Annotated in this window: 12 protein-coding genes; 4 read left to right on the plus strand and 8 right to left on the minus strand. The window is 69.8% G+C overall.

Going from position 1 to position 15,646, the window contains the following annotated elements; all coding sequences use genetic code 11:
• The first annotated feature begins 38 nt into the window (after positions 1-38).
• Positions 39-2,300: a glycoside hydrolase family 3 N-terminal domain-containing protein gene (locus AC3A6G_RS00190; protein ID WP_487864392.1), complete on the plus strand. Its 2,262-nt coding sequence runs from the start codon at positions 39-41 to the stop codon at positions 2,298-2,300.
• A gap of 12 nt (positions 2,301-2,312) precedes the next feature.
• On the opposite strand, the gene AC3A6G_RS00195 is transcribed toward AC3A6G_RS00190, so the two are convergent.
• The 6 genes from AC3A6G_RS00195 to AC3A6G_RS00220 all read right to left on the minus strand — a co-directional run bounded on the left by AC3A6G_RS00195 (position 2,313) and on the right by AC3A6G_RS00220 (position 9,413).
• The gene (locus AC3A6G_RS00195) at positions 2,313-4,028 is read right to left on the minus strand and encodes a YadA family autotransporter adhesin (protein ID WP_487861503.1); all 1,716 of its coding nucleotides are present in this window, start codon (positions 4,026-4,028) and stop codon (positions 2,313-2,315) included.
• Between the two features lie 4 nt (positions 4,029-4,032).
• A complete protein-coding gene (locus AC3A6G_RS00200; RefSeq protein ID WP_487861504.1) occupies positions 4,033-6,282 on the minus strand; it encodes a phosphocholine-specific phospholipase C in 2,250 nt (749 codons plus the stop codon).
• A gap of 44 nt (positions 6,283-6,326) precedes the next feature.
• Positions 6,327-6,524: a hypothetical protein gene (locus tag AC3A6G_RS00205; RefSeq protein ID WP_487861505.1), complete on the minus strand. Its 198-nt coding sequence runs from the start codon at positions 6,522-6,524 to the stop codon at positions 6,327-6,329.
• 140 nt (positions 6,525-6,664) lie between these two features.
• On the minus strand, positions 6,665-7,663 hold the full coding sequence (phnE, locus tag AC3A6G_RS00210) for a phosphonate ABC transporter, permease protein PhnE (protein WP_487864391.1): 999 nt from the start codon (positions 7,661-7,663) through the stop codon (positions 6,665-6,667).
• A complete protein-coding gene (phnC, locus tag AC3A6G_RS00215; protein ID WP_487861507.1) occupies positions 7,660-8,460 on the minus strand; it encodes a phosphonate ABC transporter ATP-binding protein in 801 nt (266 codons plus the stop codon). Before phnC ends, phnE begins: the two co-directional genes overlap by 4 nt.
• An 11-nt stretch (positions 8,461-8,471) precedes the next feature.
• A complete protein-coding gene (locus AC3A6G_RS00220; protein WP_487861508.1) occupies positions 8,472-9,413 on the minus strand; it encodes a phosphate/phosphite/phosphonate ABC transporter substrate-binding protein in 942 nt (313 codons plus the stop codon).
• A 186-nt stretch (positions 9,414-9,599) separates the two neighbouring features.
• On the opposite strand from AC3A6G_RS00220, the gene AC3A6G_RS00225 reads away from it, so the two are divergent.
• Complete coding sequence (locus tag AC3A6G_RS00225) at positions 9,600-10,484, plus strand: HAD-IIA family hydrolase (RefSeq protein WP_487861509.1); 885 nt, start codon at positions 9,600-9,602, stop codon at positions 10,482-10,484.
• On the opposite strand, the gene AC3A6G_RS00230 is transcribed toward AC3A6G_RS00225, so the two are convergent.
• Together AC3A6G_RS00230 and prpR are read right to left on the minus strand one after the other, a co-directional pair.
• Positions 10,421-11,353, minus strand: a complete 933-nt coding sequence (locus tag AC3A6G_RS00230) for a MurR/RpiR family transcriptional regulator (protein WP_487861510.1) — start codon at positions 11,351-11,353, stop codon at positions 10,421-10,423. The two genes, AC3A6G_RS00225 and AC3A6G_RS00230, sit on opposite strands and share 64 nt — an antisense overlap.
• Before the next feature lie 40 nt (positions 11,354-11,393).
• Positions 11,394-13,334 carry a propionate catabolism operon regulatory protein PrpR gene (gene prpR, locus AC3A6G_RS00235; protein WP_487864390.1) on the minus strand — a complete coding sequence of 647 codons (1,941 nt, stop codon included), beginning with the start codon at positions 13,332-13,334 and terminating at the stop codon, positions 11,394-11,396.
• A 164-nt stretch (positions 13,335-13,498) separates the two neighbouring features.
• On the opposite strand from prpR, the gene AC3A6G_RS00240 reads away from it, so the two are divergent.
• Positions 13,499-14,695 (plus strand): CaiB/BaiF CoA transferase family protein, encoded by a 1,197-nt coding sequence (locus tag AC3A6G_RS00240; protein ID WP_487861512.1) that lies wholly within the window; start codon positions 13,499-13,501, stop codon positions 14,693-14,695.
• A gap of 18 nt (positions 14,696-14,713) precedes the next feature.
• Entirely contained in the window at positions 14,714-15,625 is a 912-nt protein-coding gene (locus AC3A6G_RS00245) for a hydroxymethylglutaryl-CoA lyase (protein ID WP_487861513.1), read from the plus strand.
• Positions 15,626-15,646 lie beyond the last annotated feature (21 nt).

Raw genomic sequence — 15,646 nt, forward strand, 5'->3', positions numbered from 1 at the left:
TTCGGGTCCTGCTTTGCAATCGTTTAAAAATGGGGGCAATGCGCATCTGCCTCCACGCCCTCCTCCTCTCCTCCTCCCTTCTTCTCACCGCTTGCACCACGGGCGCGCCGCCGCCGCCCGAGGCCCAGGCCGATGCGCGCACCGAAGCGCTGATCGCGCGCATGACGGTGGAGGAAAAGGTCGGCCAGCTGAGCCTCTACGGCCCGGCCGACACCAACATCCCGGGCAACCCGGCCGCGAACCAGCGCAATGCGCAGCGCGAGATCGACGACGTGCGCGCGGGCCGCGTCACGGGGCTGTTCAACAACGAAGGGCTCGCGCGCAAGCTGCGGCTGCAGCAGGCGGCCGTACGCGAGTCGCGGCTCGGCATTCCGCTCCTGTACGGCGCCGACGTGATCCACGGCTTTCGCACCATCTTCCCGATGCCGCTGGCCGAGACCGCCAGCTGGGAGCCCGATCTGGCCGAGCGCACGGCGCGCGCGGCGGCGGTCGAGGCCAGCGCCGACGGCTTCCGCTGGACCTTTGCACCGATGCTCGACATCGCGCGCGATGCGCGCTGGGGCCGCGGCATCGAAGGCATCGGCGAAGACCCGTACCTTGGCAGCCTGTTCGCGGCCGCGCGCGTGCGCGGCTTTCAGGGACCCGACCTCTCGCGCGGCGACGCGCTGCTGGCCACGCCCAAGCACTTCGCGGCCTATGGCGCGGCCGAGGGCGGGCTCGACTACAACACCACCGACATCTCCGAGCGCACGCTGCGCGAGGTCTACCTGCCGCCGTTCAAGGCCGCGGTGGATGCCGGGGCGCTGTCGATGATGAGCGCCTTCAACGAGATCTCGGGCATTCCGTCGATTGCCAACCCCGCCCTTCTCACCGGCGTGCTGCACCGCGAATGGCAGTTCCAGGGCTTCGTGGTGTCGGACTACACGGCCGACGAGGAACTGATCGCGCACGGCTACGCCGCCAACGGCCGCGAGGCCGCGAAGCAGGCCTTTCTCGCCGGCACCGACGTCAGCATGCAGAGCGGCCTGTACATGCGCGAACTGCCGGGCCTCGTCGCCTCGGGCGAGGTGCCGATGGCGCGGCTCGACGATGCGGTGCGGCGCGTGCTGCGCGTCAAGCAGAAGCTCGGCCTGTTCGAGCATCCGTTCCGCGGGCTCGAAGGCCCGCCCGCCGCCGAGCGCCCGTCGGATCCGGCCACGCTAGCACTCGCGCGCGAGAGTGCGCGCCGCTCGGTGGTGCTGCTCAAGAACGAAGGCGAGCTGCTGCCGCTGCAGAAGGCTGGCCAGAAGATCGCGCTGGTCGGGCCCTTTGCCTCGGGCACGCAGGACCTGCTCGGCGCCTGGAGCCTGTTCCCGGGCCAGGCGGCGCCCGTGGGCATCGACGACGGCCTGCGGGCCGCGCTCGGCGATCCGGCCTCGCTCACGGTGGTGCGCGGCTCGAACGTCGACACCGCGCTCGCGGGCGGCATCGAAGCCGCGGTTGCCGCCGCGCGCGCCGCCGACGTGGTGGTGCTGGCCGTGGGCGAGAGCGAGCGCATGTCGGGCGAGTCGCGCTCGCGCACCGACATCGGCCTGCCGCAGGCGCAGCAGGACCTGGCCGAGGCCGTGGCCGCCGCCGGCAAGCCGGTGGTCGTGCTGCTGAGCAACGGCCGCGCGATGGCGCTCAGGGGCGCGGTACGCAATGCGCGCGCGATCCTGGTGACGTGGTTCCTCGGCGTGCAGACCGGCCATGCGATCGCCGACGTGGTGTTCGGCGACTTCAACCCCTCGGGCCGGCTGCCCGTGAGCTTTCCGCAGACCGCCGGGCAGGTGCCGTTCTACTACGCCCACAAGCGCACCGGCCGGCCGCCGCCCGACAACGATGCGCAGATGGCCTTTCGCACGCGCTACCTCGACACCACCAACCGGGCGCTCTTTCCCTTCGGCTGGGGCATGGGCTATGCGCCGGTGCGCTACGACGGCGTGGCGCTCGGCAGCGAGCGCCTGGCGCCCGGCGGCGCGCTCGACGTGCGGGCCACGGTCACCAACACCGGCCGGCGCGAGACCGAGGAAGTGGTGCAGCTCTACATCGCCAAGCGCGCGGCCAGCGTGACGCGCCCGGTGCGCGAGCTCAAGGCCTTCCGCAAGGTGCGTCTCGCGGCGGGTGAGTCGAAGGCGGTCGAGTTCAGGCTCGCGGCCGCCGACCTGGCCTTCATGGGTCGCGACATGAAGCCGGTGGTCGAGCCCGGCGAGTTCGACCTGTGGGTCGCGCCTTCGGCCGCGGGCGGCATCCGCAAGCGCTTCGTGCTCGCGGGCAAATGATCCGGCACCGCCTCAGTCGAAGACGCCGGTGAACGCCACCCGGCTCACCACGCCCGAACTGGTCGCGCCCACGCCGAGCGTGACGCTGTAGCGCCCGTCCTGCGAGGTGCGGCGCAGCGATCCGCCCATGGCGCTCTCGCTGCGGAAGTTGCCGAGCCCCACCGCGTAGCTGATCTTGCCGGGCACGATCGGCGCAGCTTCCATCGCCGCGACGCCCGCGATGCCTGCATAGGCACGCCGCGCGTTGTCGTCGATCCGGTTCTGCAGCCATGCGGCCGTGAGGTCGGTGTAGGCCTTGCCGAAAGGCAGGCCCTGCGCGGCGACGGTGTCGGTGTAGGTGTTGGCCGAGGCCACGCCGTCCTGCACCATGCCCTGCACCTGCCCCACGTTGGTTGCGTCGGTCGGTTCGCTGCCGGGCGCCACGCCGGTGAGCTGGCGGTTGCCGAGCGCCACTTCGCCCGCCGACGACTGCGGCGCCGCCAGGCCGGCGGCCACGTAGTTCGACTGCGCGCCGCGGGTGGTCGCGCTGCCCGCGCCCAGTGCCACGCTGCCGGCGTGCGAAGCCGTTGCGTTGCTGCCGATGGCCATGGCGTCGTCGGCGCTCGCGCGCGCGGCGGTACCCAGCGAGATCGCCTGGCTCGCGTTGACGTACACGCCGGCATCGGTGCCGATCGCGATGTTGCCGCTGCCCACGACGCTCTGGCCCGCGCCGCTGCCTTGCGCGATGTTGTGGTTGCCGACCACGCCCTGCCCCGCCGCGTCGCCGACCGCTACGTTGCGGTGGCCCTCGACGCCACCGCCCGCAGCCTGCCCGATGCCGACGTTGTAGTTGCCCGCAACCTGCGCACCGGCCATCTGCCCCGACGCCTGGTTGCCCGTGCCGCTCACGCCGGCGCCCGCACCCTGGCCCGTGGCGATGTTGTTGCTGCCGTTCACGCCGCGCCCCGCATCGGCGCCGTAGGCCTGGTTGCCGTTGCCGACCACGTTGCGCCCCGCGTTGCTGCCGTAGGCCTCGTTGCCGCTGCCGGTCACGTCGGTGCCGGCCCAGAAGCCGGTCGCGTTGTTGTAGTCGCCGGTCACGTTCTGGCCCGCACTGCGGCCCATCGACTGGTTCCACCCGCCAACCACGTTGGTGCCCGCGTAGTAGCCGATCGCCTGGTTGGCGTTCTTGCCCGACACGTTGGAGCCCGCGCCCTCGCCAATCGCCAGGTTCCAGTTGGTGCCCACGTTGTTGCCCGCGCCCTGGCCGAAGGCCTGGTTGTTGCTGCCGGTGACGGTGCGGCCCGCATTGGTGCCGTAGGCGCTGTTGTGCGACCCGGTCACGTTGGTGCCGGCCCAGAAGCCCGTGGCGTTGTTGTAGTTGCCGGTCACGTTCTGGCCCGCGCTGCGGCCGATGGACTGGTTCCATCCGCCCACCACGTTCTGGCCCGCATTGAAGCCGATGGCCGTGTTGGCGTTGCCGCCGCTCACGTTGGTGCCGGCGGCCTCGCCGATGCCCAGGTTCCACTGGGTCGAGACATTGTTGCCGGCATTGCCGCCGATGGCCTGGTTGTTGCTGCCGGTGACGCCGGTGGTGCCGGCGTTCTCGCCGATGCCGAGGTTCTTCTTGGCCGGATCCCAGGCGACCGGCTGGGCCGACGCCATGCTGCAGGCCGCACCGAGCGCGACGGCCAGACCGAACACGGCCGCGGCACGCGCGTGGCGATGAAAGTGAATGGGGTGCGTCATCTGTTTACCCCTCCAGGTGCATCGCCATGGCGGGATCGCTCACGCCGGGCTTGCCCGTTTCGACGCGGCCCGCGAAGCGGCGCTCGAAGTGTTCGGCGGTCACCGTGAAGTCGTACCAGTGGCCGCTGCCGTCGAGGTTCCAGTGCAGCACGCCGGTCTGGCCCGCGGCCACGTCGAGCGTCCAGGGGCCGTCAGTGCGGTAGGCGTTGGCCGTCACCGTCACGGTGCCACCCGCCTTGCCGGTGTTGTGCACCTTCACGTAGACCTGGCCGTTCGCGGGCTCGTAGCAGACCTGCACCTCGGGCTTGAAGGCCGCGGTGTCGGTGGCGAGCGCATCGCCCGAGAAGCTGCGCACGAAGCCGTTGCTGCTGCAGACCCAGAGGTCGTACTTGCCGCTGTCGCTGGCGCCGGTGTTCCAGTGGTCGGCCAGCTGCTTGCCGGCCTCGACCGTGTAGCGGCGCGGAATGCGGTCCAGGTGCAGCTTGTCGTAGACGTGGAACACCGCGCCCTGCGTGCCGGTGTTGGCGAACACCAGCGACACCAGGCCGCGCGGCTCGATGCGCGCGCTGGTGTGCAGCTCGTACGGCAGCGCGCGCGAGAAGCGGGTGCCGGTCTCCTGGTAGAGCGGCTGCGGGGTGGCGGGCGCGGTCCGTACGGGCGCCGTCGGCAACAGTCGCTGCGCCGCGTTGACAGCCGGAAAGTTGCTGGTGTCGGGCAGCGCGGGCATGACCGGATCGTTAGGGCTCACGAAGTCGAAGCACGAAGTCAGGTCGCCGCAGACGGCGCGGTGCCACGGGCTGATCGCGTCCACCGTGATGCCGAAGCGCTTCTCCAGGAAGCGGCCGACCGAAGTGTGGTCGAACACCTCCGAATTGACCCAGCCGCCCTTGCTCCACGGCGAGATCACGTACATCGGCACGCGCGAGCTCAGGCCCCAGGGGCGGATCTTGCCGCTGGTGGTGTCTGCGGCGCTCAGGTAGCTGCCCACCGAGGCGTCGAAGTACTCGCCGTCGAGCGGCACGGTCGACTTGCCCATCAGGTTGCCGCTGGCGTCGTACGACGGCACTGCGGGCATGGCCAGGTGGTCGAAGAAGCCGTCGTTCTCGTCGAAGGTCACGAACAGCGCCGTCTTGCTCCAGACCGCCGGGTTGGAGGTGAGCGCGGCCAGCACGTCGGCGATGAAGTCGGCGGCACCCGCCACGCCTTCGCTGCTGCCCGGATGCTCGGCCAGCGCCTGCGTCGGCAGCACCCACGAGACCTGCGGCAGCGTGTCGTTCATCACGTCCTGCTTGAGTTGGGCGAGGAAGTTGGTCGCGCCGTCCGCCGTATTGGGGCCGCCCGTCAGGCCATGCTCATAGATCGGCGAACCCGGCTGCGCGGTGCGGAAGCTTTCGAAGGCCAGGCCGCCGTGCATGGCGCCGGTCCAGTTGTTGTTCATGTTCTGGTAGATGTGCCAGCTGATGCCCGCGCGCTGCAGCAGGTCGGGCAGCGTGTCCCACTTGAACGCGCTGTTGACGTACTTGTAGTTGTGCACACCGGTGGCCGGATCGATCTGGCCCGAGCCGTCGGCCTGCTGCGCACGGCCCGCGACCCAGTTGGCAGGCTTCGGCCAGCAGCGCGAGTTGACAGGTTCGGAGTCGGTGTCGGTGCAATTGATGCCCTTCTTGCGCAGCTCGGGGTTGAAGTTCGAGCCCGACATGAACACGATGCGGTTCGGGTCGGTGCCCGTGAGGATCGAGCAGTGGTAGCCGTCGCAGATCGTGAAGGCATCGGCCAGCGCGAACTGGAACGGAATGTCTTCGCGCACGAAGTAGCCCATCGTCGCCTGGTTCTTGAACTGGATCCAGGTGTCCATCTTTCCCTGGTTCCACGCGGCCTGCTGGTCGGGAAAGTTGTGCGGCGTGCCCGAGCCGATCAGCGCGTTGGCGATGCGCGAGTCGCGGCGGAACGGCTGGATCTCCGGGCCGCCCGCGGGGTCGGCCTGGAAGAACACCGGCTTGCCGTTGGCCAGCGGGATCGGAAAGCGGTCGCCGAAGCCGCGCACACCGCGCAGCGTGCCGAAGTAGTGGTCGAAGCTGCGGTTCTCCTGCATCAGGATCACGATGTGCTTGACGTCGTTGATGGTGCCGGTCTCGACGGCGGCCTCGATCGCGAGCGCCTTGCGGATGGCCGGCGGCAGCATCGTCATGGCCGAGGCGGCGCCGATGGCGGTTGCCGACTTGCGGAAGAAATCGCGGCGGTTGGAGGTGTTCATGGGTGTTCTTTCAACGCAGGGAAGTTGCAAGGCAAGCGTGGCGCTCAGGGCGCGCACTTGAGAACGGGCGCGGCCGGCGTCTCGGGCGGGTTCGGCTGGTCGGTGGGCGGTGGCGTCTGCCCGGGCGGCAGGAACGGCAGTCCACCGCCGCCGCCGCCACCACCACCGCCGCAGGCGGCAAGGCTCAGGCACAGGAGAAAGCCCGCCGCAGCGAGGCCATACCGGGAGGAACGTGGGGTCATGAAGCTGTCCTTTTCTGTGGTCGAAGGGGCGTGAAAAGCAAATGCAGAGCGAAGCCGGGCCGCGCAGGCCTTGAAGGGCCTGCGCCGCGGCGGAGAAAAGCAAAGGGAGTCGGGTGGCCCGGGCGGGCGTTCGTCAGGGCTCAGGCATAGCGGCTGCGCAGCCTGGCTGCGACCCTGTCGAGCAAGAGCACCGTCAGGAAGATCGCGATCAGGATCGTTCCGACGTGCGCGTAGTTGTACATGTCGTAGCGGCCCTTGAGCTCCTGGCCGATGCCGCCCGCGCCCACCAGGCCCACCACGGTGGCCATGCGCACATTGCGGTCGAGGATGTACAGCGTGTAGGCGATGAACTGCGGCATCACCTGCGGCAGCACCGCGAAGCGCATCACCTTGAGCTTGTTGGCGCCGATGGCGCGAAGGGCTTCCTGCGGCCTGTCGTCGGCGGTCTCGATGTCTTCGGCGTAGAACTTGCCGAGAAAGCCCGCCGAGTGCAGCGCAAGCGCCAGCACGCCGGCGATCGGGCCGAAGCCGTAGGCGATCACCAGGAACAGCGCGCTCACCAGTTCGGGCACCGCGCGGAACATGCCGACCACGCTGCGCGCGAGCGTGTACACAACGGCGTTCGGCGTGTAGTTCTTCGCGCTGCACCAGGCGAGCGGCGCGCTCAGCACCATGGCCAGCAGCGTGGCCCAGATGGCGATCTCGAAGGTCTCGAGCATCTTCACCGCCACATGCCAGAGGTAGCCGAAGGGCTCCACCAGCACCTCGCGCCGGTCGACCGCTTCTTCCATCTGCAGCGTCTGGGGATTGAGCTTCGGCTGGCGCGAGGTCTCGGTCTCGACGTGGGAGAACCAGGGCAGGCGATCCGCATCGAAGCCCTCGATGCGCGAGACCTCGGTGCGTTCGGACACCTGCGGCGGAAAGAGCGAGCGTGCGATGGTGCCTAGGCCCGACAGCACCTGCGACTGGTCGCGCAAGCCCACGGCCGCGAGCACGGCTTCGCCTGAGAGCGACAGCATGCGGCCCATCTCGACGCGCTGGCCCGCGAAGAAGCCCGCCACCACCACGATGAGCAGCACGGCAAGGCTGCGGGCGCCGAACGGGCGCGGAAGTTCCCAGGCCGATGCGGGCCGACTCATGGCGCGAGCTCCAACGCACCGGTATGCAGCGGCGGTCGAGCTTCGGGTGCCGCCCGCAACGGCGCCGGCTCGCGCCCGTAGACCGCATCGAACACCATCGGGTCGAATCCCGCGGGCGCGCCGTCGAACACCACCGCGCCGTGGCGCAGCGCGACGATGCGGTCGGCGAATTCGCAGGCCAGCTCGATCTGGTGCAGGCTGCACAGCACCGTGGTGCCGCGCTCGCGCGCCTGCTGCCGCAGCAGCGACAGCACGTCGTGGCTGGTCTGCGGGTCGAGGCTCGCGACCGGCTCGTCGGCCAGCACCAGCGGCGGGTCCAGCATGAAGGCGCGCGCGATGCCCACGCGCTGTTGCTGGCCGCCCGACAGTTCGCTCACGCGGCGCAGAAGATGCTGCTCCTGCAGGCCGACCGATTCGACCAGCGCGCAGGCCTTGGCACGTTGCGCCTCGGAGAAAAGGCCGAGCAGCGCGCGCCAGGTCGGCAGTGCGGGCAGCGCGCCCGACAGCACGTTCTCGGCGACGGTCGAACGCAGCACGAGGTTGAATTGCTGGTGGATCATGCCGATGCGCGGCCGGATGCGGGCCAGCGAAGCGGCGGCGATGGCAACGCCCTCGACCCGCACCGCGCCCTGCGTGGGCTTGACCAGCCCGTTGGCCATGCGCAGCAACGTGGACTTGCCCGCGCCCGAGGCGCCCAGCACCACGCAGAACTGCCCCGCAGGCACCTGCAGCGAGACGCCATCGACGGCGCGCGTGCCGTCGGCGTAGCGCATCGCGACCGAATCGAAACTCAGCATGGCGTGCGGGCTCAGCGCTGCGCGGCCTTGGCCAGGATGCGGCCCTTGAGCTCGTCGGTCAGCAGGCCGAGCTTCTCGGCTGCCACGTTGAACTCGTCTTCCGAGAACTTGGTGTCGTAGCCATCGATCTTGCTGCCGCCATAGCCGCGGATCATGTCGGGGGTGATGCCGGGCGCCTTGTTCACCGTCTGGAAGGCCTCTTTCAGCTTCGCCTTCAGCGGCTCGGGCAGCTTCGAGTTGAGCGCCAGCGGCGGGTACGGAATGGGCATGCTGCGGGCGATGACCTTCACCGTCTTCGGATCGACCACGCCCTGCTTCACGGCCTTCTCGTACGAGTCGAACGAGAGCGAGGCCACGTCGACCTGGTCCTGCACCAGCGCGGCCAGGCTGCTGGCATGGCTGCCGGTCATGCGGATGGCCCCGAGGTCCTTCGCCGGGTCCATGCCCGCGTCCAGCAGCATCGCGACCTGGAACGTGAAGCTCGAGGCCGAGTTGACGTCGCCGAAGGCCACGCGCTTGCCCTTCAGGTCCTGGACCGAGGCGATCGGCGCGGCGGCCTTGGCGAACATGCCTGCGTAGTACACCGAGGCGCCCTTCTCCACGCCCACGGCCAGCAGCTGTGCGCAGCCGCGCTTGTGGGCCTGCACGTACGACACGGGGCCGAAGAAGGCGATGTCGGCAAGCTGGTTGCACATGCCCTCGACCACCGCGCCGTACGACTGCCCGACCTTCAGGTCGAAGTTCAGGCCGGTGGTGCGCGTGATGGCGTTGAACACCGGCGCATAGTCGGCCTTGGTGCCCGACTCCGTGCCGCCATCGGCGGGGATCAGCAGCACGCGAAGCGGACGCTCGCGCGAGCCGTCGGCCACCGTTTGTGCGTGCGACGGGAGCGACAAGAGCGCTGCGGACAGCGAGAGTGCGGCGGCAGCGGCGAAGGCCAGGCGCTTTTTCATGATTGGTTTCCTCGGGTTCGGATCTGTGGGCAAAAGCGGGCTTTCCCGCTTGGATGCCGTTGAGCTTAAAAACCGAAGATGACAGGCAAATGAAAATAGCTCATTTTAAATTGGCATATTGACTGAGCAATGTTCAATACAATCCGGCGCCATGGCCGCGCCACCCGGCGGCATCACCGGAGATCCATGAGCATCCAACCCCCGACGACAGCGCATCGCAGCAGCGAAAACGACAACGACCACGGCAGCAACGCCCCGCCGGACGGCTGGCTCGCGCAGGCCCGCCACCTGCTGGTCGACCTCGACGGCACGCTGGTGCGGCAGAACGAAGCGATCGCGGGCGCGGCCGAGCTGCTCGCACATTTCCACGACCGCTACGCCATCGTCTCGAACAATTCCACCCACACGGCCCAGGGCCTTGCCGAGCGGCTGCGCCGGCTGGGGCTGCGCGTGCCGGCCGCGCGCATCGTGCTGGCCGGCGAACTTGCGGTGCGGCAGATGGTGCAGCAGCACCCCGGCGCGCGCGTGCTGCTGGTCGCGAGCCCGGCGCTCCAGCGCTTCGCACAGGCCGAGGGCTGCACGCTGGTGCGCACCGACGCCGACTTCGTACTGCTCGCGCTCGACATGCACTTCAGCCATGCAAGGCTCGCCACCGTCGCCAACGAACTGCTGCGCGGCGCGAGGCTGGTCGCGACCAATGCCGATGCCACGCACCCCGGTCCGCAGGGGCGCGTGGTGCCCGAGACCGGCGCGCTGCTCGCGGCCGTGGTCGCGGCCAGCGGCGTGCAGCCCTGGCGCGTGATCGGCAAGCCCGCGCCGCTGCTGTTCGAGGAAGGCCTGCGCCGCCTCGGTGCGGAGCCGCAGCGCACCGTGGTCGTCGGTGACAACCCGCTGACCGATGCCGCGGGCGCCGAACGGCTCGGCATGCGCTGCCTGCTGGTGGGCCATGCGCCCGGGGCGGTGGCGGCCAATGTGGCGGGTTTGCTGGCGTCCGAAGCCGGCGCGCCTCAGTACCGCTTGAGCGAGAGCACGTCGAAGGTCTGGCGCAGCGTGCGCACCGAGGTGTCGTAGTCCGAGAGCGCAAGGCAGGCGATCAGCACGTCGATGATCGCCAGCTGCGCAAGCCGGCTGGTCATGGCCTCGGTGCGAAAGCTGGTCTCGCGCGCCATGGTGAAGAGCAGTACGTCGGCAAAGGCCTGGATCGGCGACTTGCCGAAGTTGGTTATGCACACGGTGCCGGCGCCCGCCTCCTTCGCGAGCCGCGTGGCCGTGACCGTCTCGTGCGTGCTGCCCGAATGCGAGATGGTCAGCACCGCCACCTTGGGTCCGGTGAGCGAGGCGCTGATGGCCTGCACGTGCGAATCGACCACCACCTTCGCGTTGAGCCCGATGCGCAGCATGCGGTAGTGCGCATCCTCCGCGATGGTGGCCGAACTGCCGATGCCGTAGATCTCGATGCGCTCAGCCTCGCGCATCAGCCTGACGGCGCGCTCCATCGCCCGGGCGTCGAGCGTGGCCTCCGTGTCGTGCAGCGTCTGCACGTTGCTCTGGAAGATCTTGCGGATCACCGCATCGGCCTTGTCCTGCGGGTCGAGGTCTTCGTGGATGAACTGCACCGGCCGCACGATCTCCTGCGCGAGCGCGATCTTGATCTGCTGGAAGCCCGTGGCGCCGAGGTTCTTGCACAGGCCCACGATGCTGCCTTCGCTCGAGCCGGTGCGCTCGGCCACCTCGCTCACCGACATGTGGACGACCTCGCGGGGGTTCTTCACGATGAAGTCGGCGATGCGCTGGCCCACCGGGCCGAGCGAGGACCACAGCGTCTCGATGCGCGCGAGCACCGCCGAGACGGGCACATCGGACACCGCGGGCGGCGGCGGCGCGGGCGCCTTGGTGCCGGAGGATCGGGGCGTGCTGTGGCTGCTGCTGTTGCGCTTCATGGGGCGCGAGCTTAACTGGGCCTCGTGGCGCGGGTGCGTCCTACGCGCTGCCTTCGCGCAGCCAGCGCCACAGCGTGGAGCGGCTCACGCCGAGTTCGCGTGCGGCATTGCGCCGATGGCCGCCGTGCGCGGCCATCACCTCGGCAAGCCGTGCCCGTGGCGAGACGTCCGCGGCCCCGGCTGCTGCCGCGGGCAGCGGGTCGGCCGCGAAGATCTCGGGGCATTCTTGCGGCAGCTCGTCCCAGCGCACCACCTCGAGGCGCTCGAACTGCGAGAGGAAGACCGCGAGGCGCTCGCAGAGGTTCTCCAGCTCGCGCACGTTGCCGGGCCAGGGGTGGGCTTCGAGCCGCGCCCGCAGCGGCGCGAGCGCGCGCCGCGCATCGAAGGCCACGCCTAGGCGCCGCAGGCAGCCGCCGAGCAGCGCTTCGGCCAGCAGCGACACGTCTTCGGGGCGTTCGCGCAGCGCCGGCAGCGCGAGCCGCAGCGTGTTTATGCGGTAGTACAGGTCTTGCCGGAAGCTGCGGTCGCGGATCATCTGGTCCAGCGGCTGGTGGGTGGCGGCGATCACGCGCACGTCGACCGGAATCGGCGCGGTGGCGCCCAGGCGCGTGATCTCGCGCTCCTGCAGCACGCGCAGCAGCCGCGTCTGCAGGTGCAGCGGCATATCGCCGATCTCGTCGAGGAACAGCGTGCCCGTGTGCGCGGTCTCGAACAGCCCGCGCTTGCCGCCGCGGCGCGAGCCCGTGAAGGCGCCCTCCTCGTAGCCGAACAGCTCGCTCTCGAGCAACGCCTCGGGAAAGGCCGCGCAGTTGATCGCGACGAACGGCCGCCCCGCCCGCGCGCTGCCGTTGTGGATCGCCTGCGCGAACAGCTCCTTGCCGGCGCCGCTCTCGCCCGCGATCAGCACCGTGAGGTCGTTGCCCGCGAAGCGCTGCGCGGTCCGCACCGCGCGCAGGAACGCAGGGCTCTGCCCGATCAGGCTGTCGAAGCGGTGGCGCGCCGCGCTCTGGCGCCGGCCGTGCTGCATGCGCAGGCTGGTGTCGGCCTGCTGGATCGCGCGCGCGTCGTACAGCGTGAGCGCCGCACCGACGATCTCGCCATGTTCGCGGATCGGCGTGCGGTTGACGACCCAGTCGCGCTGCGCGAAGCGCTGCACCAGCGCGCGCTCCTCGAGGCCGGTTTCGAGCGTGGCCTGCAACGAGAGCTCGGGCTGCGCAGCGTCGAGCGAGCGGCCCAGGAGCCGCGCCGAACCGCGCCCGAGCAGCTGCTGCATCGGCGGGTTGGCCGCGATGATGCGGTTGTCGCGATCCACCGCGAGCACGGCTTCCTGCAGGTTGTGCAGCACGCCGTTCAGCTGCTCGTAGCGCCCGGCCTCGAGCCGCGCCACGCGCGCGAGCTCGAGCGCATCCTCAAAGCCGTTGCGGATGCTCGCGAGCGAATAGGCCAGCAGGCCGTGCAGCCCGGCCTGCTCGGCAAGCTCGACCACGAGGCTCGAACCCACGATCACGTCGAAGCCGGCGCGCCGCAACATCTCGAAGCGCTGGCGCGCATCGTCGGGGGTCTGGTAGGCGTACTGGCTGACCTCGATGTTCAGCAGGTCCTTCACCTCGTCGAGTTCGGGGATGGTCTGGCCGTACATCACCACGCCGACGCGGCTCGAGATGCGCCGCGCCTTGATGAGCGCCTGCATCAGGTCGAAGCCGCCGAGCTGAATCGTCGCGACCGGCGCCTCGAGCCCCGCGCGCAGGATGCTCGCATTCGAGCCGGCGCTCACGAAGGCATCGACGAGCCCGCGCTCGATGCGGTCGCGCGCGGTGGCGAGCGCATCGCCGAAGGTGCCGTCGACCACCTCGATGTCGGCCCGGCCGACGAACTCCGCCACCACGGGCAGCGCGAACTCGCGGATCTGCCGGTAGCTCATGAAGCACAGCCGCGGAAGGCCGCGGCGGGCGGTGGAAACGGAGGTCGTTGCATGTTCCATGGTCAGTCGCATTGCAACACACGACCGTCTCTTTCGTGTCTCGCGAAACTCAGGGAAATTACCCAATTCGCGAGCGCTTTTCGTTTTGAATCAATGACTTACGCACCCCCCGACCGTGCTGGCACGTTGCGTGCGACATCTGCTGCTTTCAGGAGACACACGACTTGGCACTCGAACACATCACCGTGCTCGACCTGACGCACATGCTCTCGGGTCCGTACGGCACCATGCTGCTGGCCGACCTGGGTGCGCGCACCATCAAGGTTGAGCCGCCGGGCAGCGGCGAAGGCACGCGCCGGCTGCTGGAGCACGACCCCGACTACGCGCGCGGCGGCATGGGCGCCTACTACCTCACGCTCAACCGCAACAAGCAGAGCGTCTGCATCGACCTCAAGAGCGCCGACGGCAAGGCGGTGTTCCTCGACCTGGTGCGCACCGCCGATGTGGTGTTCGACAACTTCAGCGTCGGCGTCACCGAACGGCTCGGCATCGACCATGCCGCGCTCGCGCGCATCAATCCGCGCATCGTGACCTGCTCGGTCACCGGTTTCGGCCAGACCGGCCCCGAGACGCAGCGCCCCGCGTTCGACCAGGTGGTGCAGGCGATGGGCGGCGGCATGTCGATCACCGGCACGCCCGAAAGCGGACCGACGCGCAGCGGCATCCCGATCGGCGACCTTGGCGGCGGCATGTTCGGCGCCATGGGCGTGCTCGCGGCGCTCGCCGAGCGCGAGCGCACCGGGCGCGGCCAGCATGTCGACATCTCGATGCTCGACGCGCAGATCTCGCTGCTCAACTACATGGCGACCATGCACCTGATGTCGGGCCACGTCCCGGCAGGCATCGGCAACGGCCACTTCGTGCATGTGCCCTACAACAGCTACCCGACCGCCGACGGCCACATCATCGTCGCGTGCATCGGCGATGCGTTCTTCGAGCGCTTCGTCGAGTTCATCGACCTGCCCGCGCTGCGCGACCCGGCCTACCGCCAGCAGCCAGTGCGCTTCGCGGCCAAGGCCGAGATCGACGCGCTGATCGCCGGCGAACTGAAGAAGCAGCCCACCGCCCACTGGCTCGAGCGCCTGCAGGCGGCGCGCATTCCGTGCGGGCCGGTCAACAACTTTGCGCAGGCGCTCGGCGATGCGCAGGTGGTGGCGCGCGACATGGTGGTCGAGGTCCTTCTGGCCAACGGCGAGCGCGTGCGCATGCCGGGCAACCCGATCAAGCTCTCGGCGGCCGCGCCGATGGCCTACGGCAGTCCGCCGCGGCTCGGCGAGCACACGCAGCAGGTGCTCGGCGCGCTGGCGGGCTACCCGGCCGAGAAGCTCGAAGCGCTGCGCCGCGCCGGCACGATCGCCTGACGGCACCGGAGACACACGATGGAACAGATCCACATCACCGACGTCGCGCCGCGCGACGGGCTGCAGAACCAGCCGGTGCACCTGGCCGCGGCCGACAAGCTCGAACTGGTGCGCCGGCTTGCCGCGGCCGGCGTGCAGAGCGTCGAGGCCACGAGCTTCGTCTCGCCCAAGGCCGTGCCGCAGATGGCCGACGCGGGCACGCTACTGCCGATGCTGCGCGACGCGCTGCCGACACTGCGCACCTCCGTGCTGGTGCCCAACCTCAAGGGCCTCGAGCGTGCGCATGCGGCCGGCGCGACCGAGATCGCGGTCGTGCTCTCGGCCACCGAGACGATGAACCGCAAGAACATCAACATGGGCCTGGGCCAGGCGACCGAGATCAGCGAGCAGACGCTCGCCGCCGCGCAGGCGCTCGGCCTGCGCACGCGCGCCTACGTGGCGGTGGCCTTCGATTGCCCGTTCGAGGGCGAGACGCCGCTCGCCGAACTGCTGCGCCTGGCTGCGCGCATGCACGCGGCCGGTGCCGGCGAGATCGTGATCGCCGACACCATCGGCTCGGCCTCGCCGGGCATGGTGAAGGCGCGCTTCGCCGCGCTGGCCGACACGCTGCCGATCGACCGCCTCGCGGTGCACCTGCACGACACGCGCGGCATGGCCGTGGCCAATGCCTGGGCCGCGCTCGAGGCCGGCGTGCGACGCTTCGATGCGAGCGTGGGCGGCATCGGCGGCTGCCCGTTCGCGCCCGGCGCGGCTGGCAACGTGGCGACCGAGGACCTGGTGCTGATGGCCGAACGCAGCGGCTTCGCCACCGGCATTGCGCCCGACGGCCTGCTCGATGCGATCGATTTCGCCGAGGCCCGTTTGCAGCGCCCGCTCGGTGGCCGTTCGATCGCCTGGCTGCGCCGGCAGCGCGACAAGGCGAATGCCTGAAGAAGACACCACGGAGACACA

The sequence above is a fragment of the Variovorax sp. Soil_C_26 genome, assembly GCF_057657075.1.

Coding starts and splice junctions, on each gene's coding strand:
- AC3A6G_RS00190 (WP_487864392.1), top strand. CDS start 39: ATGCGCATCTGCCTCCACGCCCTCCTCCTCTCCTCCTCCCTTCTTCTC.
- AC3A6G_RS00195 (WP_487861503.1), bottom strand. CDS start 4,028: ATGACGCACCCCATTCACTTTCATCGCCACGCGCGTGCCGCGGCCGTG.
- AC3A6G_RS00200 (WP_487861504.1), bottom strand. CDS start 6,282: ATGAACACCTCCAACCGCCGCGATTTCTTCCGCAAGTCGGCAACCGCC.
- AC3A6G_RS00205 (WP_487861505.1), bottom strand. CDS start 6,524: ATGACCCCACGTTCCTCCCGGTATGGCCTCGCTGCGGCGGGCTTTCTC.
- phnE (WP_487864391.1), bottom strand. CDS start 7,663: ATGAGTCGGCCCGCATCGGCCTGGGAACTTCCGCGCCCGTTCGGCGCC.
- phnC (WP_487861507.1), bottom strand. CDS start 8,460: ATGCTGAGTTTCGATTCGGTCGCGATGCGCTACGCCGACGGCACGCGC.
- AC3A6G_RS00220 (WP_487861508.1), bottom strand. CDS start 9,413: ATGAAAAAGCGCCTGGCCTTCGCCGCTGCCGCCGCACTCTCGCTGTCC.
- AC3A6G_RS00225 (WP_487861509.1), top strand. CDS start 9,600: ATGAGCATCCAACCCCCGACGACAGCGCATCGCAGCAGCGAAAACGAC.
- AC3A6G_RS00230 (WP_487861510.1), bottom strand. CDS start 11,353: ATGAAGCGCAACAGCAGCAGCCACAGCACGCCCCGATCCTCCGGCACC.
- prpR (WP_487864390.1), bottom strand. CDS start 13,334: ATGGAACATGCAACGACCTCCGTTTCCACCGCCCGCCGCGGCCTTCCG.
- AC3A6G_RS00245 (WP_487861513.1), top strand. CDS start 14,714: ATGGAACAGATCCACATCACCGACGTCGCGCCGCGCGACGGGCTGCAG.